Genomic DNA, 20124 nt, shown 5'->3' on the forward strand with positions numbered 1-20124 from the left:
GGACATTGCCTCGCCCATGACCCTGCGCCAACGCCTGGAAAACCTCCCGGTCGGGCAGAAGCTGCTGGCGGCCCTGCTGGTACTGCTGGTGACCATCCTGCTGGTGGCCAACCTCACCTTCATCAGCGCCGCCTACTGGATCACCCAGGAGAGCATGGCACCACAGGCGCTGCACACCATCGGCCGGCTGGTGGCCAACCCGCAGCTGGCCGCTCGCGCCGGCGACAACCCGGACGCCGCCAGCGCCCTGCTCAAGGAGCTGGACAGCTACACGCCACTGCGCGCCGCCGCCGTCTACGGTGGCGACGGCCGCATGCTGGCGCAGCTGCAGCATGGCGAGCCGCTGGCCCTGCCCAAGCGTTTTCGCAACATCGATGGCTGGCGCCTGATGGAGTTTCGCAGCACCCAGCTGATCCGCATGCCACGCGAGGCCAACCCGCCAGCCCATCTGCTGCTGGTGGCCAGCAGCGAACTGCCTACCGCCTTCTACACCGGCACCCTCAGCGCCAGCCTGGCCATCCTGGTGTTCAGCATCCTGCTGTGGATCTTCATTGCCCGGCAGATCAAACGCCTGATCACCCAGCCGATCAACCAGCTCGAGGAACTCAGCCGCCAGGTCACCCGCGAAGAAAGCTACGCCCTGCGTGCCCAGCGCGGCAATGACGACGAAATCGGCAGCCTGGCCGAAGCGTTCAACACCATGCTGTCACGCATCGAAGCCCGCGAACAGCAACTCAAGCGCACCCGCGACGAGTTCCAGGAAGCCTATGACCAGGCCCAGGGCCTGGCCGAGGAAACCCGCCACACCAACCGCAAGCTGGAGCTGGAAGTGCAGGTGCGCAGCAAGATCGAGAAGAAGCTCACCGGTTTCCAGAACTACCTCAACAGCATCATCGACTCGATGCCCTCGGCGCTGATCGCCCTCGACGAACAGCTCTACGTGACCCAGTGGAACCACGAAGCCACGGTGCTTTCCGGCACGCCGCTGGACGAGGCGCTGAACCAGCCGATCTTCATTGCCTTCGAACCGCTCAAGCCGTTCCTGCCGCAACTGAAGGAAACCGTGGAAAAGCACCGGGTGGCGAAGATCGAGCGGGTCACCTGGCCCAAGGGCGACGACCTGCGCCACTACGCCCTGACCTTCTACCCGCTGACCGGCGGCGGTGGCCGTGGCGTGGTCATCCGCATCGACGACATCACCCAGCGCCTGTCGCTGGAAGAAATGATGGTGCAATCGGAAAAAATGCTTTCGGTCGGTGGCCTGGCCGCCGGCATGGCCCACGAGATCAACAACCCGCTGGGCGCGATCCTGCATAACGTGCAGAACATCCGCCGACGCCTGTCGCCAGAGCTGCCACGCAACCTCGAGCAGGCCGAAGAGCTGGGCATCGATCTGGCTACGGTCAACCGCTATCTGGAAAGCCGCGATGTACCGCAATTGCTCGACGGCATCCAGCAGGCCGGTGCCCGGGCGGCGAAGATCGTTACCCACATGCTCAGCTTCAGCCGCCGCAGCAACCGCCAGCTGGCGCCGTGCGACCTGCCGGCGCTGATCGACCAGGCGCTGGAGATTGCCGGCAACGATTTCGACCTGGCCATTGGCTTCGACTTCAAGGGCACCGCCATCGTGCGCCAGTTCGACCCCGAACTGGGCCCGGTGCCTTGCACCGCCAACGAGCTGGAGCAAGTGCTGCTCAACCTGCTGAAGAACGCCGCCCAGGCTATCCACCAACGGCCACAGCCGAGCGAGCCCGGGCGCATCACCCTGCGCACCCGGCTGAACCCGCCATGGGCGGAAATCCAGGTCGAGGACAACGGCATCGGCATGCCCGAGGGGGTGCGCAAGCGTACCTTCGAACCGTTCTTCACCACCAAGGAAATCGGCCAGGGTACCGGGCTGGGCCTGTCGGTTTCGTACTTCATCATCACCAACAACCACAAGGGGCAGATGGAAGTGCAGTCCACGCCCGGCCAGGGCACCTGCTTCACCCTGCGCCTGCCCCTTGCCCAGCCGGCCGCGACGGCGCCGGCCAAACCGGAGGCATGACATGGGCTATCGCCTGTCGAAGATCTACACGCGCACTGGCGACAAGGGCGAGACCGGGCTCGGCGACGGTCGCCGGGTACCCAAGGACCACCCACGGATCGAGGCGATCGGCGAGGTGGACAGCCTGAACAGCCAGTTGGGGTTGCTGCTGGCAGGGCTGGCCGAACAAGGGCTGGACGAAGTGAGCCAGGTGCTGGCGCCCTGCCAGCACCGTTTGTTCGACCTGGGCGGTGAGCTGGCCATGCCCAGCTACCAGGCGCTGGACCTTGCGGAGGTGGAACGCCTGGAGGCGGCTATCGATGTGTGGAATGAAGAGCTGGGGCCGCTGAAGAACTTCATCTTGCCCAGTGGCTCGGCGCTGGTGGCGCAGGCGCATGTATGCCGCAGCCTGGCGCGCAGTGCCGAGCGGCGGTGTCAGCATCTGAATGCCGTGGAGCCTTTGGCGGGGGTTGGGTTAGCGTATATCAACCGGCTATCCGATCTGCTGTTCGTGGCGGCGCGGATCATCGGGCGACGGCAGGGGGTTGCCGAGGTGTTGTGGCAGCCTGCTGCCAAGTCTGAAGGCTGAGATGCTGGGGCTGCCTTGCAGCCCATCGCGACACAAGGCCGCTCCTACACAGGAACCGCACCAATCGCGTATCCCTGTAGCCCATCGCGACACCGCTGCATCCTCGACCAATCGCGTATCCCCTGTAGGAGCGGCCTTGTGTCGCGATGGGCCGCACAGCGGCCCCAGTTACCGGCGACTCAAATCTCCGGCCAGAACGCCCGGATCCCGGCCACACCCTGCGCCCCAGCAGCCCAGGCCTGCTCCCGCTCACCTGGCCCGACCCCGCCCAGCAGGTAGACCGGCTTGTTGAACCCGGCAACCATCCGCTGCGCTTCATCCCACCCCAGCGGCACGGCGTCAGGGTGAGTCTGGGTTGCCTGTACTGGCGACAAGGTCACGAAGTCGACACCCATCTGTTCCGCCAGCGCCAGCTCTTCAGCGCTATGGCAGGAAGCAGCCAGCCAACGCTCACGGGGGAACGGCCGGCCATTGGGCGCATACTTGCGCAATTGCGCGGCGGTCAGGTGCCAACCCGCCGCAGGGAAGTCACCCAGCCATTCCAGCGGCCCCTTGAGCATCAGCTGTGCCTTGCCCGCGCACAGCCCGACCGCGTCCACCGCCACGTCGCGGTACTTGGGGTCGTACATGTCCGGGGCACGCAGCTGGATCAGGCGCATGCCGCCGGCCACCGCCTTCTGGATCCCCTTGAGCAGTTGCGGCACTTCCAGGCCATCCGGGGTAATCAGGTACTGGTCCGGCAGGCGCGCGGCGGCAACGATCGGCTTGTTGGCCTCGGGGAATTGGTATTGCGGCAAATCACGCGGGGCAACCCAAGCCAGCGGCTGGCCCTCGGCGCCATGCGGTTCACCGGTAAACGCCTCGACCTCACGGACATCCAGCAGCACCTGCTTGTCCGGGTAATCGTGGCTGACCTTGATCAGCGCGCGCGAACGGCTTACCTCGATGCCCAGCTCTTCGCGCAGCTCACGGGCCAGCGCCGCTTCGACGCCCTCGCCCGCCTCCACCTTGCCACCGGGGAACTCCCACAGGCCACCTTGGTGCTGGGTATCGGCACGGCGCGCGATCAGGATGCGGCCATCGCTGCCGCGAATGACGGCTGCTACAACATGAATCCGTTTCACCCTTCACGCTCCGCCAGGCCTGCCCGTTGCCAGGCCTGGAAGGCCGGCCACTGATAAATGGTCTCGATATAGGCCGCCGCCTCGGCAGGCACTTCCACGCGGTAGGTGCGCAGGCGCACGGCCACCGGGGCGAAGAAGGCATCGGCCACGCTCGGCTTGCCGAACAGGAACGGGCCGCTGTCCTTGGCCACCAGGCGGCATTCGGACCACAGCGCAACGATACGGTCGATATCGATTTGTACCTCCAGCGGCACGCTGTCCAGCGCCTGGTCGCGCGACAGGTCGAACGGCATGGCACTGCGCAGGGCGAGGAAGCCGCTGTGCATCTGCGCGCAGGCCGAGCGGGCCTGGGCCCGGGCCGCCACGTCAGCCGGCCACAGCTGGGCCTCGGGGTGGCGCTCGTTGAGGTATTCGGCGATAGCCAGCGAGTCGGCGATCACCCCGTGCTCGGTCTTGAGCAGCGGCACCTTGCCGGTGGCGGAGAAGGCCAGGATGCGCTGACGGGTGTCAGGCTGGTTGAGTTTGATCAGGGTTTCTTCGTAGGGCACGCCAGCCAGTTCGAGGGCCAGCGCGCCGCGCAGCGACCAGGAGGAATACAGCTTGTCGCCGATGATCAGGTGATAGCTCATGGTTCGGCTCCATTCGGTTTGGGATTTTTTCGGGCTGCGTTGCAGCCCATCGCGACGCAAGGCCGCTCCTACAGGAGATCGCCAGCGCTTGTAGGAGCGGCCTTGTGTCGCGAAAGGGCCGCACAGCGGCCCCATTTACATCAGGTACGGTATTCGGCGTTGATCTTCACGTACTCGTGGGACAGGTCGGTGGTCCAGATGGTTTCGCTGCACTGGCCACGGCCAAGCTCGATACGGATGGTGATCTCTTCCTGGGCCATCACCGCCGAACCCTGTGCTTCGGTGTAGCTCGGGCTGCGCCCGCCTTTGCTGGCGATGCAGACGTTGTCCAGGTACACGTCGATCAGGTTCACATCCAGCTCCGGCACGCCAGCACGGCCGACAGCGGCAAGGATGCGACCCCAGTTCGGGTCGGAGGCGAACAGCGCGGTCTTGATCAGCGGCGAGTGGGCCACGGCGTAACCGACATCCAGGCATTCCTGGTGGTTGCTGCCGCCGTTGACCTGCACGGTCACGAACTTGGTGGCACCTTCGCCGTCACGGACGATGGCCTGGGCCACTTCCATGCACACTTCGAACACGGCTTTCTTCAGCGCTTCGAACAGTGCGCCGCTGGCTTCGCTGACTTCCGGCAGGTTGGCCTTGCCGGTGGCGATCAGCATGCAGCAGTCGTTGGTCGAGGTATCGCCATCGATGGTGATGCGGTTGAACGACTTGTTGGCGCCGTCGAGGATCAGGTCCTTGAGCACCGCCGGGGCAACCTTGGCGTCAGTGGCAATGTAGCCGAGCATGGTGGCCATGTTCGGGCGGATCATGCCGGCACCCTTGCTGATGCCAGTCACGGTAACGGTCACGCCATCGTGCTGAAACTGGCGGCTGGCGCCCTTGGGCAGGGTGTCGGTGGTCATGATGCCGGTGGCGGCTTCGGCCCAGTGGTTTTCCGAGAGGTTGTCGAGGGCGGCCTGCAACGCGCCTTCGATCTTCTCGACCGGCAGCGGTTCGCCGATCACGCCGGTGGAGAACGGCAGTACCGACTCGGCTGGTACACCGGCCAGCTCGGCCAGTTTGGCGCAGGTGCGCTCGGCAGCAGCCAGGCCTGGCGCGCCGGTACCGGCGTTGGCGTTGCCGGTGTTGGTCAGCAGGTAGCGCACGGTGCCCTGTACACGCTGCTTGGAGAGGATCACTGGCGCTGCGCAGAAGGCATTGAGGGTGAACACCCCCGCCACGCTGGAACCTTCGGCACAGCGCATGACCACCACATCCTTGCGCCCCGGGCGCTTGATACCGGCAGAAGCGATACCGAGTTCAAAACCCGGTACCGGGTGCAGGGTGGGCAAAGGACCAAGACCAACAGCCATTAGAGCGCTCCTAGAAAATACGGTGAACAGGTAATGGAAGAGCGGGGCCGCTTCGCGCCCCATCGCGACACAAGGCCGCTCCTGCAGGGGTTACGCAATTCCCTGCAGGAGCGGCCTTGTGTCGCGAAGGGCCGCAAAGCGGCCCCCGGATGTTTCAGGTTACAACAGCTTGGTCAGATCATTCGATCTGCCCGTGGCAATGCTTGAACTTCTTGCCCGAACCACACCAGCACGGCTCGTTGCGGCCCAGCTTCTGGTCGTTGCGTACCGGCGCCGAGGCAACCGCCACTTCGACGCCCTCTTCGCTCAGTTGCTCGCTTTCCAGGCCCGGCGCAGCGGCGTGCTGGAACTGCATGCGGCTGGCCAGTTCCTCGGCCTCGCGGCGCAGGCGGGCTTCCTCTTCGGCCGGGTCTTCGCGGCGCACCTGAACGTGCGACAGCACGCGGATGGTGTCGCGCTTGATCGACTCGAGCAGCTCCTGGAACAGGCTGAAGGACTCGCGCTTGTACTCCTGCTTCGGGTTCTTCTGCGCATAACCACGCAGGTGGATACCGTGACGCAGGTGGTCCATGGTCGACAGGTGGTCTTTCCACAGGTCGTCCAGCACGCGCAGCAGGATCTGCTTCTCGAAGGTACGCAGGGCTTCGATACCGGCCTGGTCTTCCTTCTCGGTATAAGCGCTGGTGATTTCGTTCAGCAGCTTCTCGCGCAGGGTTTCCTCGTAGAGGTGATCGTCCTCGTCGAGCCACTGCTGGATCGGCAGCTTGATGGCGAAATCGCTGGCCAGCGAAGCTTCCAGGCCGGCCACGTCCCACTGCTCGGGCAGCGACTGCGGCGGAATGTGCTGGCTGATGGTAGCGTCCAGCACTTCCTTGCGGAATTCGACGATGGTGTCGCCGATGTTCTCGGCGGCCAGCAGGCTGTTGCGCATGTGGTAGATCACCTTGCGCTGCTCGTTGGCCACGTCGTCGTATTCGAGCAATTGCTTGCGGATGTCGAAGTTGCGGCCTTCGACCTTGCGCTGGGCCTTCTCGATGGCGTTGGTGACCATGCGGTGTTCGATCGCTTCGCCCGACTGCATGCCCAGCGCCTTCATGAAGTTCTTCACCCGGTCAGAGGCGAAGATACGCATCAGGCTGTCTTCCAGCGACAGGTAGAAGCGGCTGGAACCCGGGTCACCCTGACGGCCGGAACGGCCACGCAGCTGGTTGTCGATACGGCGCGACTCGTGGCGCTCGGAGGCAATCACATGCAGGCCACCCGACTCGATCACCTGCTGGTGGCGCTTCTGCCAGTCGGCCTTGATCTGGGCGATCTGCTCGGCGGTGGGGTTTTCCAGGGCGGCCACTTCGGCCTCCCAGTTACCGCCCAGCAGGATGTCGGTACCACGGCCGGCCATGTTGGTGGCGATGGTCAGCGCACCTGGCGCACCCGCCTGGGCGATGATCTCGGCTTCCTTCTCGTGGTACTTGGCGTTGAGCACCTTGTGCTCGATACCTTCCTTTTTCAGGAGGTTGGACATGTGCTCCGACGTTTCGATGGTCGCCGTACCGACCAGCACCGGGCGGCCCTGCTTCATGCTTTCCTTGATGTCGGCGATGATCGCGGCGTATTTCTCGTCGGCAGTCAGGTACACCAGGTCGTTGAAGTCCTTGCGCGCCAACGGCTTGTTCGGCGGAATGACCATCACGTTGAGGCCGTAGATCGACTGGAACTCGAACGCTTCGGTGTCGGCGGTACCGGTCATGCCGGACAGCTTGGTGTACAGGCGGAAGTAGTTCTGGAAGGTGGTCGAAGCCAGGGTCTGGCTCTCGGCCTGGATGTTCAGGTTCTCTTTCGCTTCGATGGCCTGGTGCAGGCCTTCGGACAGACGACGGCCCGGCATGGTACGGCCGGTGTGCTCGTCGATCAGCAGGACCTGGCCGTCCTGGACGATGTATTCGATGTTGCGGTGGAACAGCTTGTGCGCGCGCAGGCCGGCATAGACGTGGGTCAGCAGGCTCAGGTTGTGCGCCGAGTACAGGCTCTCGCCCTCGGCCAGCAGGCCGGCCTGGGTGAGCATCTCTTCGATGAACTGGTGACCGGCTTCGTTCAGTTCGACCTGGCGGCTCTTCTCGTCGATGGTGAAGTGGCCTTCCTGGGTGACCTGGCCTTCCACTTCCTCGATATGCTGCTTCAGGCGCGGAATCAGGCGGTTGATCTCGATGTACAGCTTGGAGCTGTCCTCGGCCTGCCCGGAAATGATCAGCGGGGTACGCGCTTCGTCGATGAGGATGGAGTCCACTTCGTCGATCACGGCGAAGTTCAGTTCACGCTGGAACTTCTCTTCCTGGCTGAACGCCATGTTGTCGCGCAGATAGTCGAAGCCGAATTCGTTGTTGGTGCCGTAGGTGATGTCGGCCGCGTAGGCCGCGCGCTTTTCTTCCGGCGGCTGGAAGGCCGAAACGATGCCCACGGACAGGCCGAGGAACTCGTACAGCGGGCGCATCCAGTTGGCGTCACGGCGGGCCAGGTAGTCGTTGACGGTGACCACGTGCACGCCCTTGCCCGACAATGCGTTGAGGTACACGGCCAGGGTACCGACCAAGGTCTTGCCTTCACCGGTACGCATTTCTGCGATCATGCCCTCGTGCAGGGTCATGCCGCCAATCAGCTGCACGTCGAAGTGGCGCATGCCCATCACGCGCTTGCCGGCCTCACGGGCCACGGCGAAGGCTTCCGGCAGCAACTGGTCCAGTGTCTCGCCTTTGGCCAGGCGCTCCTTGAACTCTGCGGTCTTGCCCCGCAGTTGCTCGTCGGAGAGGGCCACCATCTTCTCTTCGAGAGCATTGACGATGTTCACCGTCTTGAGCATGCGTTTGACTTCACGCTCGTTCTTGCTTCCAAAAAGTTTCTTTAACAAAGGCGCAAACATATCGGCAGGATCTTCCACACGTAGGGATGGAGGGCGGCCCCATGAGTCGCCCGTGCAGCCCTGAGGCCGCATGCGAACGAGCATTCTACCCGGAAACGATGGTGAGGAAAGTGGTGGATTGCCACGATGCTTGTACAGCGTTTTGGCGGGGGCTGGTTTTAGATAGGGGCATTTTCCCTGAGTTCAAGGTTCGGCAAGATGAAAGGTGTCGAGAATGACTCTTGGCTTGTATAGCCTGAACCGGCCTTTTCGCGGGCTTGCCCGCTCCCACAGGATCACCACAGAGCTCAAAGTGTCGTGTAATGCCTGTGGGAGCGGGCAAGCCCGCGAAGAGGCCGGTTCAGGCCATAGAGATGTTAGACTGCGGACCATGTAACCTCATGCGTACCCCCATGGCCTACAAACCCTCCCCCGCCCAGCCGCCCTCGGCCCTGCTGCGCCAGGTGCGCCCGCTGCGCCTGCTGCTGAACCAGGCCGAACGCCTGGAGCACCTGCAACGCCTGCTGGAAAGCCAGCTGCAACCGGCCGCCCGCGAGCACTGCCATGTGGCGTCGTGGCGCGATGGTACCTTGTTGCTGGTGGTAACCGACGGCCATTGGGCGACCCGCCTGCGCTATCAGCAAAAACGCCTGATGTCGGCGTTACAGGGCATGGAGGCATTCGCCAACCTCAGGCGCATCCTGTACAAGGTCCAACCCCCGCTGGTGCCAGCCAAGCGTGGTGGCCATGCTGCGGAACTGTCCAATAACGCAGCCGAAAGCCTGCGCGATACCGCCGAGGGCATCACTGACCCCAAGCTGCGCGCAGCGCTGGAAAGGCTGGCAGCTCACGCCCAGGACAAGCGCTGACACCTTCGGGACTGCTGCGCAGTCCATTCGCGGGCACGCCCGCTCCCACAGGTCCTGCGCCGCTCCAGAGGCGGTGAGCACCCTGTGGGAGCGGGCGTGCCCGCGAATGGCCGGACCTGCCGGGCAAAATGCGCCAGCCATAAAAAAGGCCACCCGAAGGTGGCCTTAATGAACTAGAGAGTGTTCGAACTTACACGGCCGCAACAGGGCGCATGTACGAGATCGGTGCCGTGCTGGCATCTTCGAAGGTGACCACTTCCCAGGCATCGGTTTCGGCAATCAGCTTGCGCAACAGCTGGTTGTTCAGCGCGTGGCCGGACTTGAAGCCCTTGAACTCGCCGATCAGGCTGTTGCCCAGCAGGTAGAGGTCGCCGATGGCGTCGAGGATCTTGTGCTTGACGAATTCGTCTTCGTAACGAAGGCCGTCTTCGTTGAGCACGCCGTCCTCATCGACCACGATGGCGTTCTCGACACTGCCACCCAGCGCAAGGTTGTGCTTGCGCAGGTATTCGATGTCACGCATGAAACCGAAAGTACGCGCGCGGCTGACTTCCTTCACGAACGAGGTGCTGGAAAAGTCGACGCTGGCGCTCTGGGTCCGGTTGCGAAGCACCGGGTGATCGAAGTCGATCTCGAAGCTCACCTTGAACCCGTCGAAAGGCAGGAAAGTGGCGCGCTTGTCGCCCTCTTCCACGGTAACCTCGCGCAGGATGCGGATGAACTTCTTGGCTGCGTCCTGCTCTTCCAGGCCGGCAGACTGAATCAGGAATACAAAGGGTCCGGCGCTGCCATCCATGATCGGCACTTCCGAGGCGGAGAGCTCGACGTAGGCGTTATCGATGCCCAGGCCCGCCATGGCGGAGAGCAGGTGCTCGACCGTATCGACCTTGACGTCACCGTTGACCAGCGTCGTCGACATGGTTGTCTCGCCGACGTTGGCCGCGCGCGCCGGGATTTCGACCACAGGGTCGAGGTCGGCGCGGCGGAAGACGATGCCGGTGTCAACAGGTGCAGGCTTGAGGGTCAGGTATACCTTCTCCCCGGAGTGCAGACCGACACCTGTGGCACGGATGGTATTCTTCAGGGTGCGTTGTTTAATCATGGCATTGGCCGCTTCAGCGCAAATTGCGAACAGGTATCAACAAAGGCTGGGGATGATAACAGACCCAACCTTTGATGAATACCAATCACCTTTATACCCCTGATAAATTCCATTAATCAGCCTGGCGACGCAGGAATGCCGGGATATCGAGGTAGTCCAGGTCATCCTGCGGGTTGAGTTTAGCCGCTGCAGCAGCGCCTGCATGGGCCTGGTTGCGCATCACGGTCGGGCGCTCCAGGTCACGGTAGTTGACTGCAGGCTGCTCCTGGCGAACCGGCGCCGGGTTGGACGCTTCATACGCCTGCTGGGCAGTCTGCAGGGTATTGTCGACCACTTTCACAGGCTTCTCGATGCGCGCGCCCAGGCCAGTGGCCACTACAGTCACGTGCAGCTCGTCACGCATGTCCGGGTCGATCACGGTGCCGACCTTGACCATGGCGTGGTCGGAGGCGAAGGCTTCGATGATGCTACCCACGTCGGAGTACTCACCCAGCGACAGGTCCGGGCCGGCGGTGATGTTCACCAGGATGCCGCGGGCGCCCTGCAGGTTGACGTCTTCCAGCAGCGGGTTGCGGATGGCCGCCTCGGTCGCTTCACGCGCACGGTTCGGGCCGCTGGCGCAGCCGGTACCCATCATGGCCATGCCCATTTCACCCATCACGGTGCGCACGTCGGCGAAGTCGACGTTGATCATGCCCGGGCGCTTGATGATGTCGGAAATACCGCGCACCGCACCGGCGAGTACGTCGTCAGCCTTGGCGAAGGCGGACAGCAGGCTGGCATCCTTGCCCAGGATGGTCAGCAGCTTCTCGTTCGGGATGGTGATCAGCGAGTCGACGCTTTCGGCCAGCATGCGGATGCCTTCATCGGCGATCTGCATGCGCTTGCGGCCTTCGAACGGGAACGGACGGGTCACCACGGCAACGGTGAGAATGCCCATTTCCTTGGCCACTTCGGCGATGATCGGCGCAGCACCGGTACCGGTACCGCCGCCCATGCCAGTGGTGATGAACACCATGTTGGTGCCCTGCAGCACTTCAGCGATGCGCTCACGGTCTTCCAGCGCGGCCTGGCGGCCGACTTCCGGGTTGGCACCGGCACCCAGGCCCTTGGTCACGCCAGTGCCCAATTGCAGGATGGTGCGCGCGCCGATGTTTTTCAGCGCCTGGGCATCGGTGTTGGCGCAGATGAATTCCACGCCTTCGATGCTGCTCTTGACCATGTGGTTGACGGCGTTGCCGCCACCACCGCCAACGCCGATCACCTTGATGACCGGGCTTTGCGGGACGTTGTCTACGAGCTCGAACATTTTCCCTCTCCTTACAGTTCTCTAGTTGTCGCGCCTACCACTACTGCTTTGAAACTTAGAAGTTGCCCTGGACCCAGCGCTTGAAGCGTTCAAGCACCGGGGCCTTCGGTTCATCGCCATAGCTGTTGTTGCTGCTGTTACCGGTCAGGGGCAGGTCTTCGGTCTGCTTCTGCAGGCCGTAGGTGAGCAAGCCCACGCCGGTGGAATAGATCGGGTTGCGAACCACGTCGCTCAGCCCCCGAACGCTGTGCGGTACACCCAGGCGTACCGGCATGTGGAAGATTTCCTCGGCCAGTTCCACGGCGCCTTCCATCTTCGCGGTGCCGCCGGTAAGGACGATGCCGGCCGGCACCAGGTCCTCGTAGCCGCTGCGGCGCAGCTCGGCCTGGATCAGGGTGAAGAGCTCGTCGTAACGCGGCTCCACCACTTCGGCCAGGGCCTGGCGCGACAGCTCGCGCGGTGGGCGGTCGCCCACGCTCGGCACCTTGATGGTCTCGCCGGCACCGGCCAGCTTGGCCAGGGCACAGGCGTAGCGGATCTTGATTTCTTCGGCGTACTGGGTCGGCGTACGCAGGGCCATGGCGATATCGTTGGTCACCTGGTCGCCAGCGATCGGGATCACCGCGGTGTGACGGATCGCGCCCTCGGTAAAGATGGCGATGTCGGTGGTGCCGCCACCGATGTCGACCAGGCACACGCCCAGCTCTTTTTCATCGTCGGTCAGCACCGAATAGGCCGAGGCCAGCTGCTCGAGGATGATGTCGTCGATCTCCAGGCCGCAGCGGCGTACGCACTTCTCGATGTTCTGCGCCGCGTTGACCGCGCAAGTGACCACGTGGACCTTGGCTTCCAGGCGTACGCCAGACATGCCCAGCGGCTCGCGCACGCCTTCCTGGTTGTCGATCACGTAGTCCTGCGGCAGGGTGTGCAGCACCCGCTGGTCGGCCGGGATGGCCACGGCCTGGGCGGCATCGAGCACGCGCTCCAGGTCGGCCAGGCTGACTTCGCGGTCGCGGATGGCGACGATGCCGTGGGAGTTCAGGCTGCGGATGTGGTTGCCGGCCACGCCGACGAATGCCGAGTGGATGCGGCAGCCGGCCATCAGCTGCGCTTCTTCGACAGCGCGCTGGATCGACTGCACGGTGGACTCGATGTTCACCACCACGCCTTTTTTCAGGCCGCGGGACGGATGGGTACCAATCCCGACGATTTCCAGGGTGCCGTCCTCGCCCACTTCGCCCACCAGCGCCACCACCTTGGAGGTGCCGATGTCCAGCCCGACGATCATTTTGCCGCTATGCGCGTTTGCCATGGTCCTGCCTCTCTCTAATTCTTCGCAACGGCGGGTTGGGCCGTCGTCGGTGCAATCGGTTCCCGCCATCCAACGGCAAGTCCGTTGGCGTATCGCAGATCGATGCGGGCGATGTTGGTGATCTGCTCTTTAAGCGTCTTGTCGTAAATGGCAATGAAACGGCGCATCTTCTCCACCAGATGGTCGCGCCCCAGCAGCAGCTCGATACCCGGCCCGGCGCTGCTCGCACCGGTAGTCAGGAACCAGCTGCCTCGCTCGCGCAGCTCCAGGCGAGCGATGGAAAAGCCCAAGGGGCGCAGCATCTGGCTCAATACCTGATACTGCTGCATGACTTGTTGCTGCGCACGCTGCGGCCCGGCCAGTTGCGGCAGGTGCTCGTAGTTGGCCAGTTCGCGCGGGGTGAAGGCCTGGCCCTGGTTGTTGAGCAGGGCCTCGTCACCCCAGCGAGCTACCGGCAACTGTTCTTCCAGGTGGATCACCACCTCGTCGGGCCACACCCGGCGCACTTCGGCATGGGCGATCCACGGCATCTGCTCGAGCTCGGCACGCATCGCCGGCAGGTCGACACTGAAGAAGCTCGCCGCGACGTAGGGCGCAATGCGTTGCTGCACCGACTGCTGGCTGATGTAGCTGAGGTCGCCCTGCACGTCGATCTTGGTGATCGGCCGGTCGGCGTACGGCATCAGCCGAATGGCGCCTTCATAGGCACCAAAGCCGGCCGCCACCAGCACCACCGGCCACAGCAGGCGCTTGAGGCCGCCCAGGCTGGGCCGCGGCAGGCGCGCCGATACGGGCTCGTCGGCCACCAGCCGGCTGGCACCACGCGGCACCGGCTTGCTACGGCCGGTAACGGGTTGCTGCTGACGTATCATCGCGCCTTGCATGGTTGTTAACCTCGCGTCGCCACGCTTTCGGCCAGGATCGCCAGCACCAGTTGCTGGAAGTCCAGGCCGGCCGCGCGGGCCGCCATGGGCACCAGGCTATGGTCGGTCATGCCGGGTGCGGTGTTGACTTCGAGCAGCCAGAACCGGCCCTGCTCGTCCTGCATCACGTCCAGCCGCCCCCAACCTTCGATGCCGATGGCATCGCAGGCGCGCGCGGTCAGGTCGATCAGTTCCTGTTCCTTGACACTGTCCAGGCCGCACGGAATGCGGTACTGGGTATCGTTGGCGATGTACTTGGCGTCGTAGTCGTAGAACACGTGCGGCGTACCCAGGGCGATCGGCGGCAACACCTGGCCGCGCAATACCGCGACGGTGAACTCCGGGCCGTGGATCCATTGCTCGACCAGGACTTGCGAATCGTACTTGGCGGCATCTTTCCAGGCGGCGACCAGCTCTTCCACGCTGTTCACCTTGGCCATGCCGATACTCGAACCTTCATGGGCCGGTTTGACGATCAAGGGGAAGCCCAGTTCAGTGCCGGCGGCAACGCAATCGTGTTCGCTGCCCAGCACCGCGTGGCGCGGGGTTGGAATACCCAGGCTCTGCCACACCTGCTTGGTGCGCAACTTGTCCATGGCCAGCGCCGAGGCAAGGATGCCACTGCCGGTATAAGGGATGCCCAGGCACTCGAGCAGGCCTTGCATGCTGCCGTCTTCACCGCCACGGCCGTGGAGGATGATGAAGGCGCGGTCGATCTTCTCGCTTTGCAGGCGCTCGAGCAGGTCGTCACCCACGTCGATGGCGACCACGTCGACACCAGCGGTGGTCAGCGCGTCGATCACCGCGGCGCCGGACTTCAGCGACACTTCCCGTTCGGCACTCTTGCCGCCGTAGAGCACCGCGACGCGGCCGAACGCCTTGACGTCCAGGGTCGAGTGCAGTTTTGCGTAGGCGCTGGTCATTTCGACTTCTCCTGCTTGGCGCCTGCGAACAGCGGGCTTTTCATCAATTGCGGGGCCAGCCCGCCGACATCACCGGCACCCTGGCAGATCAGGATGTCGCCAGCGCGCAGCAGCGGCTTGACCAGTGGCGCCAGCTCGACGCCACGTTCGATGTAGATCGGGTCCAGCTTGCCGCGCTGGCGGATGCTGTGGCACAGCTGGCGGCTGTCGGCACCGGGGATCGGCTCTTCGCCTGCCGGGTAGACTTCCATCAGCAGCAGCACGTTGGCATCGCCCAGCACCTGGACGAAATCGTCGTACAGGTCGCGGGTGCGGCTGTAGCGGTGCGGCTGGTAGACGATCACCAGGCGGCGGCTTGGCCAGCCACCGCGCACGGCCTTGATCACTGCCGCCACTTCGGTCGGGTGGTGGCCGTAGTCGTCGACCAGCATCACGCTGCCGCCTTCTACCGGCAGTTCGCCGTACACCTGGAAGCGCCGACCGACGCCCTGGAAACCGGACAGGCCCTGGACGATGGCCTCGTCGCTGATGCCCTCGTCAGTGGCGATGGCGATGGTGGCCAAGGCATTGAGCACGTTGTGATTGCCAGGCATGTTCACCGACACTTCCAGCGGCTCGCGGTCACGCCGCAGCACGGTGAAATGGGTCTGCATGCCCTGCTGGCGCACATTGATGGCGCGCACGTCGGCTTCTTCGCTGAAGCCGTAGGTCACGGTCGGGCGCTTGACCTGCGGCAGGATCTCGCGCACCACCGGGTCGTCCAGGCACATCACGGCCAGGCCGTAGAACGGCAGGTTGTGCAGGAACTCGACGAAGGTTTTCTTCAGCTTGTTGAAGTCCCCTTCGTAGGTCGCCATGTGGTCGGCGTCGATGTTGGTGACCACCGCCACCATCGGCTGCAGGTGCAGGAAGCTGGCGTCGCTTTCGTCTGCTTCGGCGATCAGGTAGCGGCTGGTGCCCAGCTGGGCGTTGGTCCCGGCAGCCGTCAGGCGGCCACCGATGACGAAGGTCGGGTCCAGGCCGCCGGCGGCGAATACCGAGGCCAGTAGGCTGGTGGTAGTGGTCTTGCCGTGGGTACCGGCAACGGCCACGCCATGGCGGTAACGCATGAGCTCGGCGAGCATCTCGGCACGCGGCACCACCGGAATGCGCCGTTCCAGCGCGGTGGCGACTTCCGGGTTGGCCGGGTTGATCGCGCTGGACACCACCAGCACGTCGGCGGTGGCGGCATTCTCGGCGCGGTGCCCGACGAAGATCTCGGCGCCGAACGATTCCAGGCGCTCGGTCACCGGCGAGGCTTTGAGGTCGGAACCGGACACTTCATAGCCCAGGTTCAGCAATACTTCGGCGATGCCACACATGCCCACGCCGCCGATACCGACGAAGTGAATACGGCGGATACGGCCCATTTTCGGCTGGGGCATGGCTTTCTGGCTCTCAACCATGGGCCACCTCCAGGCAGATATCGACCACGGTGCTGGTTGCAGCAGGTTTGGCCAGGCGCCGCGCGGTGCCTGCCATGACGTTGAGTTTCTCGGGTTGCATCAGCACCTCGTTCAGGCGTTCAGCGAGCTGCGCTGCGCCAGTTGTCGCTTGTGGCATGAGGAAGGCAGCACCTTCCCGGGCCAGATATTGGGCGTTGTGGGTCTGGTGGTCGTCGATGGCGTGGGGCAACGGCACCAGCATCGAAGGCAGGCCCGCTGCCGCCAGCTCGCTGACGGTCAGGGCACCGGCCCGGCACACCACCATGTCGGCCCAGCCATAGGCTTGGGCCATGTCCTTGATGAAGGGCTCTACCTGAGCCTCGACACCGGCCTCGCGGTAACGCTCGGCGGTAATCGGCGCATGTTGCTTGCCGGCCTGGTGGAACACCTCTGGCCGCAGCGCGGCGGGCACTTCGGACAGGGCCTTAGGCAACAATTTGTTCAATGGTTCCGCACCCAGGCTGCCGCCGAGCACCAACAGGCGGGCACGGCGTTCGGCCAGGGGCGCGCGTTGCGCGTCCATGAACAGCTCCGGGCGCACCGGGTTGCCGGTGGTGCGGCGTTTGTCGCTGGCCTCGAAGGTGTTCGGGAAAGCTTCGCAGACCCGCGCCGAGAGTGGCACCAGCAACCGATTGGCGGTACCGGCACGGGCGTTCTGCTCGTGGATCACCAGCGGCACGCCACACAGCCGCGCGGCCACGCCGCCAGGGCCGGTCACGTAGCCACCAAAGCCCAGCACGCACACCGGCTTGAGCTGGCGGATGATGCGCCGGGCCTGCAGCACGGCCTTGACCAGGGTGAACGGTGCCTTGAGCAATGACAGCTTGCCCTTGCCGCGCAAGCCGCTGACCTGGATCAGGTGCAACGGCAGACCCGCCTGGGGCACCAGCTCGTTCTCGATGCCACGCGGGGTACCCAGCCAGTGCACGCTGTAACCGCGCGCCTGGAACTCACGGGCGCAGGCCAGTGCCGGGAACACGTGGCCACCGGTACCGCCGGCCATGATCAGTACGTTCTTGCCGTCAGCGGCCATGACTGGTCTCCTCGGCAAAATCGCTTTCGCTGAATTCATGTTCCTCGCTGCCCAGGTGCGTGCGGCTTTCCCACTCGATGCGCAGCAACAGGCCGACGCAGGCACAGCAGATCACCAGCGAGCTACCGCCATAACTGAGGAATGGCAGGGTCAGGCCCTTGGTCGGCAGCAGGCCGACGTTCACCCCGATGTTGATCAGGAACTGGCCAATCCACAGGAAGGCCAGCCCGAATGCGACATAGGCGGCAAAGAACTGCTTGGCTTTCTCGGCCCACAGGCCGATATACAAGGCCCGCACGGTAACGAACACGAACAGCGCGATGGTCAGCAGCGAGCCGACCACACCGAGCTCCTCGGCCAGCACCGAGAACACGAAGTCGGTGTGCGCTTCCGGCAGGTAGAATTGCTTTTGCACGCTGTTGCCAAGGCCAACGCCCAGCCATTCGCCACGGCCAAAGGCAATCAGCGCCTGGGTCAGCTGGTAGCCCGAGCCGAACTGATCGGACCACGGGTCGGTAAAGGTGATCAGGCGCGCCATGCGGTAAGGCTGGGCCTGTACCAGGACGAACACTGCCACCACCGCCAGCACCACCATCAGGCTGAAGCGGAACAGCCCGACACCGCCAAGGAACAGCATGGCCGCCGCCGCGCCCATCATCACCACGGTGGCGCCGAAGTCCGGCTCCATCAGCAACAGGGCAGCCATGGGCAGCAGCACGATGAACGGCTTGAAGAAGCCCATCCAGGTTTCACGCACTTCGGTCTGCCGACGTACCAGGTAGCCGGCCAGGTACACGACCACGAACACCTTGGCAATTTCCGAAGGCTGCACGTTGAAGAAGCTGAAACCGATCCAGCGCATGGAACCGTTCACTTCACGACCGATACCCGGTACCAGCACCAGCACCAGCAAGCCGAAGGCGCCCAGCAGCATCATGAAGCCCATGCGCTGCCAGGTGGCGATCGGCACCATCATGGTCGCGCCACAGGCCACCAGGCCGAGGAACACGTACACCAGGTGGCGGAACATGTGGTAAAGCGGGTTGCCCGACTGCACCGCCGCCACTTCCGAGGAGGCCGAGGTGATCATCACCAGGCCCAGGCCCAGCAGTGCCAGGCAGCCGGCCAGCATCGGGAAGTCCAGGTCGATGCCCCGGCCGCTGATCAGCGGCGACGGGTACGGCTTGAGAATGCCGAAGATCATGCAAGACCTCCTGCCGCCTGGGCGAACAGGCGCCCGCGTTCTTCGAAGTTGCGGAACATGTCGAGGCTGGCGCACGCCGGCGACAGCAGCACGGCATCACCCGCCTGGGCCAGGTCGGCGCATTGCTGTACGGCATCGTCGAGGGTCTTGACCCGCAGCAGCGGCACGCCATCGCCGAGGGCTTCGGCCAGGCGCTCGGCGTCACGGCCAAGCAGCACCACGGCGCGGCAGAAGCGCTGGACCGGCTCGCGCAGCGCGGCGAAATCGGCACCCTTGCCATCACCACCGGCAATCAGCACCAGCTTGCCCTCGATATCGGCGCCCAGGCCTTCGATGGCAGCCAGGGCGGCGCCGACGTTGGTGGCCTTGGAATCGTCGTACCAGTTCACCCCGTTGCGCTCGCGGACCCACTGGCAACGGTGGGCCAGCCCGGTGAACTCGCGCAAGGCTTCGAGCATGGGCTCGAACGGCAGGCCGGCAGCATGGCCCAGGGCCAGGGCGGCCAGCGCGTTGCTCTGGTTGTGGGCGCCACGAATCCTCAGCTCGCGCACCGGCATCAGCAGCTGGAACTCGAACGCCAGGTATTTTTCGCCGTCGACTTCACGCAGGCCAAAGGCCTTGAAGTCCGGCTGGTTGAGGCCGAAGGTCCAGCACGGGCGGCCTTCCACCGGCAGCGGCCGGCTCAGCGCGTCCTGGCGATTGACCACGACCTGGCGAGCCCCACGGAAGATCCGGTGCTTGGCCAGGTGGTAGGCCGGCAGGCCGCTGTAGCGGTCCATGTGGTCTTCGCTGATGTTCAGCACGGTCGCCACTTCAGCGTTGAGCTGGTCGGTGGTTTCCAGCTGGAAGCTGGACAACTCGAGCACGTACAGCTCGACCTCGTCGCCCAGCAGGTCCAGCGCCGGGGTACCGAGGTTGCCACCGACCGCGACACGCTTGCCGGCCTTGGCCGCCATGTCGCCGACCAGGGTGGTCACGGTGCTCTTGGCATTGGAGCCACTGATGGCAATGATCGGCGCCTTGGCATGGCGGGCGAACAACTCGATGTCGCCGGACAGCTTCACGCCACGCGCTGCCGCTTGCTGCAGGGCCGGGGTGGCCAGGGCCAGGCCGGGGCTCACGTACAGCTCGCTGGCACGGCACAGGAAGTCCACGTCCAGTTCACCACAGCGCACTTCCACCTGCGGGTAATCACGGCGCAGGGTGTCCAGTTCCGGCGGTTGCTCGCGGGTGTCGGCGACCGCAAAGGCAATGCCCCGGCTCGCCAGGAAGCGAACCAGGGACATGCCGCTCTTGCCGAGGCCGACAACGATGCGGAATTGGTCGGAAGCGATCAAAGACACGCT

At 64.3% G+C, this 20124-nt stretch carries 16 protein-coding genes; 3 read left to right on the plus strand and 13 right to left on the minus strand.

Annotation, left to right across the window (positions count from 1 at the left end):
• Positions 1-16: 16 nt before the first annotated feature.
• Positions 17-2047, plus strand: coding sequence for an ATP-binding protein (locus tag ACJA3S_RS21095; RefSeq protein WP_406819880.1), 2031 nt, complete (start codon positions 17-19; stop codon positions 2045-2047).
• A gap of 1 nt (position 2048) precedes the next feature.
• Entirely contained in the window at positions 2049-2615 is a 567-nt protein-coding gene (locus ACJA3S_RS21100; protein WP_170032402.1) for a cob(I)yrinic acid a,c-diamide adenosyltransferase, read from the plus strand.
• 179 nt (positions 2616-2794) lie between these two features.
• Here the strand turns inward: ACJA3S_RS21100 and ACJA3S_RS21105 are convergent, their stop codons facing one another.
• The 4 genes from ACJA3S_RS21105 to secA form a co-directional block, all read right to left on the minus strand.
• A complete protein-coding gene (locus tag ACJA3S_RS21105; protein ID WP_406819881.1) occupies positions 2795-3739 on the minus strand; it encodes a Nudix family hydrolase in 945 nt (314 codons plus the stop codon).
• Positions 3736-4368, minus strand: coding sequence for a glutathione S-transferase family protein (locus ACJA3S_RS21110; protein ID WP_406819882.1), 633 nt, complete (start codon positions 4366-4368; stop codon positions 3736-3738). Before ACJA3S_RS21110 ends, ACJA3S_RS21105 begins: the two co-directional genes overlap by 4 nt.
• Before the next feature lie 140 nt (positions 4369-4508).
• On the minus strand, positions 4509-5726 hold the full coding sequence (argJ, locus tag ACJA3S_RS21115; RefSeq protein WP_406819883.1) for a bifunctional glutamate N-acetyltransferase/amino-acid acetyltransferase ArgJ: 1218 nt from the start codon (positions 5724-5726) through the stop codon (positions 4509-4511).
• Positions 5727-5904: 178 nt separating this feature from the next.
• Positions 5905-8640, minus strand: a complete 2736-nt coding sequence (gene secA / locus ACJA3S_RS21120) for a preprotein translocase subunit SecA (protein WP_406819884.1) — start codon at positions 8638-8640, stop codon at positions 5905-5907.
• Between the two features lie 392 nt (positions 8641-9032).
• Here secA and ACJA3S_RS21125 point away from each other — a divergent pair, with 392 nt between their 5' ends.
• Entirely contained in the window at positions 9033-9488 is a 456-nt protein-coding gene (locus ACJA3S_RS21125; protein ID WP_170034271.1) for a DUF721 domain-containing protein, read from the plus strand.
• 190 nt (positions 9489-9678) lie between these two features.
• Here ACJA3S_RS21125 and lpxC read toward each other — a convergent pair whose 3' ends face one another.
• From lpxC to murD, 9 genes are all read right to left on the minus strand, one after another.
• Entirely contained in the window at positions 9679-10590 is a 912-nt protein-coding gene (gene lpxC / locus ACJA3S_RS21130; protein ID WP_112250319.1) for a UDP-3-O-acyl-N-acetylglucosamine deacetylase, read from the minus strand.
• Positions 10591-10702: 112 nt separating this feature from the next.
• The gene (gene ftsZ / locus ACJA3S_RS21135; protein WP_003251871.1) at positions 10703-11899 is read right to left on the minus strand and encodes a cell division protein FtsZ; all 1197 of its coding nucleotides are present in this window, start codon (positions 11897-11899) and stop codon (positions 10703-10705) included.
• 55 nt (positions 11900-11954) lie between these two features.
• Entirely contained in the window at positions 11955-13211 is a 1257-nt protein-coding gene (gene ftsA, locus ACJA3S_RS21140) for a cell division protein FtsA (protein ID WP_015271706.1), read from the minus strand.
• Positions 13212-13225: 14 nt separating this feature from the next.
• Positions 13226-14095 carry a cell division protein FtsQ/DivIB gene (locus ACJA3S_RS21145; RefSeq protein ID WP_186675142.1) on the minus strand — a complete coding sequence of 290 codons (870 nt, stop codon included), beginning with the start codon at positions 14093-14095 and terminating at the stop codon, positions 13226-13228.
• Between the two features lie 5 nt (positions 14096-14100).
• Entirely contained in the window at positions 14101-15057 is a 957-nt protein-coding gene (locus tag ACJA3S_RS21150) for a D-alanine--D-alanine ligase (protein WP_406819885.1), read from the minus strand.
• Positions 15054-16502, minus strand: a complete 1449-nt coding sequence (murC, locus tag ACJA3S_RS21155) for a UDP-N-acetylmuramate--L-alanine ligase (RefSeq protein WP_056801830.1) — start codon at positions 16500-16502, stop codon at positions 15054-15056. Before murC ends, ACJA3S_RS21150 begins: the two co-directional genes overlap by 4 nt.
• On the minus strand, positions 16495-17574 hold the full coding sequence (murG, locus tag ACJA3S_RS21160; RefSeq protein WP_170032416.1) for an undecaprenyldiphospho-muramoylpentapeptide beta-N-acetylglucosaminyltransferase: 1080 nt from the start codon (positions 17572-17574) through the stop codon (positions 16495-16497). Before murG ends, murC begins: the two co-directional genes overlap by 8 nt.
• Positions 17564-18778 carry a putative lipid II flippase FtsW gene (gene ftsW / locus ACJA3S_RS21165; protein ID WP_372241534.1) on the minus strand — a complete coding sequence of 405 codons (1215 nt, stop codon included), beginning with the start codon at positions 18776-18778 and terminating at the stop codon, positions 17564-17566. Before ftsW ends, murG begins: the two co-directional genes overlap by 11 nt.
• Complete coding sequence (murD, locus tag ACJA3S_RS21170; protein ID WP_406819886.1) at positions 18775-20121, minus strand: UDP-N-acetylmuramoyl-L-alanine--D-glutamate ligase; 1347 nt, start codon at positions 20119-20121, stop codon at positions 18775-18777. Before murD ends, ftsW begins: the two co-directional genes overlap by 4 nt.
• Between the last annotated feature and the right edge of the window lie 3 nt (positions 20122-20124).

Source organism: Pseudomonas sp. KnCO4, assembly GCF_045344305.1.
Lineage (GTDB): Bacteria > Pseudomonadota > Gammaproteobacteria > Pseudomonadales > Pseudomonadaceae > Aquipseudomonas > Aquipseudomonas anuradhapurensis.

What these genes read in the sequence shown, in the direction of transcription:
- ACJA3S_RS21095 (WP_406819880.1), top strand. Translation starts at nt 17, where the DNA reads ATGACCCTGCGCCAACGCCTGGAAAACCTCCCGGTCGGGCAGAAGCTG.
- ACJA3S_RS21100 (WP_170032402.1), top strand. Translation starts at nt 2,049, where the DNA reads ATGGGCTATCGCCTGTCGAAGATCTACACGCGCACTGGCGACAAGGGC.
- ACJA3S_RS21110 (WP_406819882.1), bottom strand. Translation starts at nt 4,368, where the DNA reads ATGAGCTATCACCTGATCATCGGCGACAAGCTGTATTCCTCCTGGTCG.
- argJ (WP_406819883.1), bottom strand. Translation starts at nt 5,726, where the DNA reads ATGGCTGTTGGTCTTGGTCCTTTGCCCACCCTGCACCCGGTACCGGGT.
- secA (WP_406819884.1), bottom strand. Translation starts at nt 8,640, where the DNA reads ATGTTTGCGCCTTTGTTAAAGAAACTTTTTGGAAGCAAGAACGAGCGT.
- ACJA3S_RS21125 (WP_170034271.1), top strand. Translation starts at nt 9,033, where the DNA reads ATGGCCTACAAACCCTCCCCCGCCCAGCCGCCCTCGGCCCTGCTGCGC.
- lpxC (WP_112250319.1), bottom strand. Translation starts at nt 10,590, where the DNA reads ATGATTAAACAACGCACCCTGAAGAATACCATCCGTGCCACAGGTGTC.
- ftsZ (WP_003251871.1), bottom strand. Translation starts at nt 11,899, where the DNA reads ATGTTCGAGCTCGTAGACAACGTCCCGCAAAGCCCGGTCATCAAGGTG.
- ftsA (WP_015271706.1), bottom strand. Translation starts at nt 13,211, where the DNA reads ATGGCAAACGCGCATAGCGGCAAAATGATCGTCGGGCTGGACATCGGC.
- ACJA3S_RS21145 (WP_186675142.1), bottom strand. Translation starts at nt 14,095, where the DNA reads ATGCAAGGCGCGATGATACGTCAGCAGCAACCCGTTACCGGCCGTAGC.
- ACJA3S_RS21150 (WP_406819885.1), bottom strand. Translation starts at nt 15,057, where the DNA reads ATGACCAGCGCCTACGCAAAACTGCACTCGACCCTGGACGTCAAGGCG.
- murC (WP_056801830.1), bottom strand. Translation starts at nt 16,502, where the DNA reads ATGGTTGAGAGCCAGAAAGCCATGCCCCAGCCGAAAATGGGCCGTATC.
- murG (WP_170032416.1), bottom strand. Translation starts at nt 17,574, where the DNA reads ATGGCCGCTGACGGCAAGAACGTACTGATCATGGCCGGCGGTACCGGT.
- ftsW (WP_372241534.1), bottom strand. Translation starts at nt 18,778, where the DNA reads ATGATCTTCGGCATTCTCAAGCCGTACCCGTCGCCGCTGATCAGCGGC.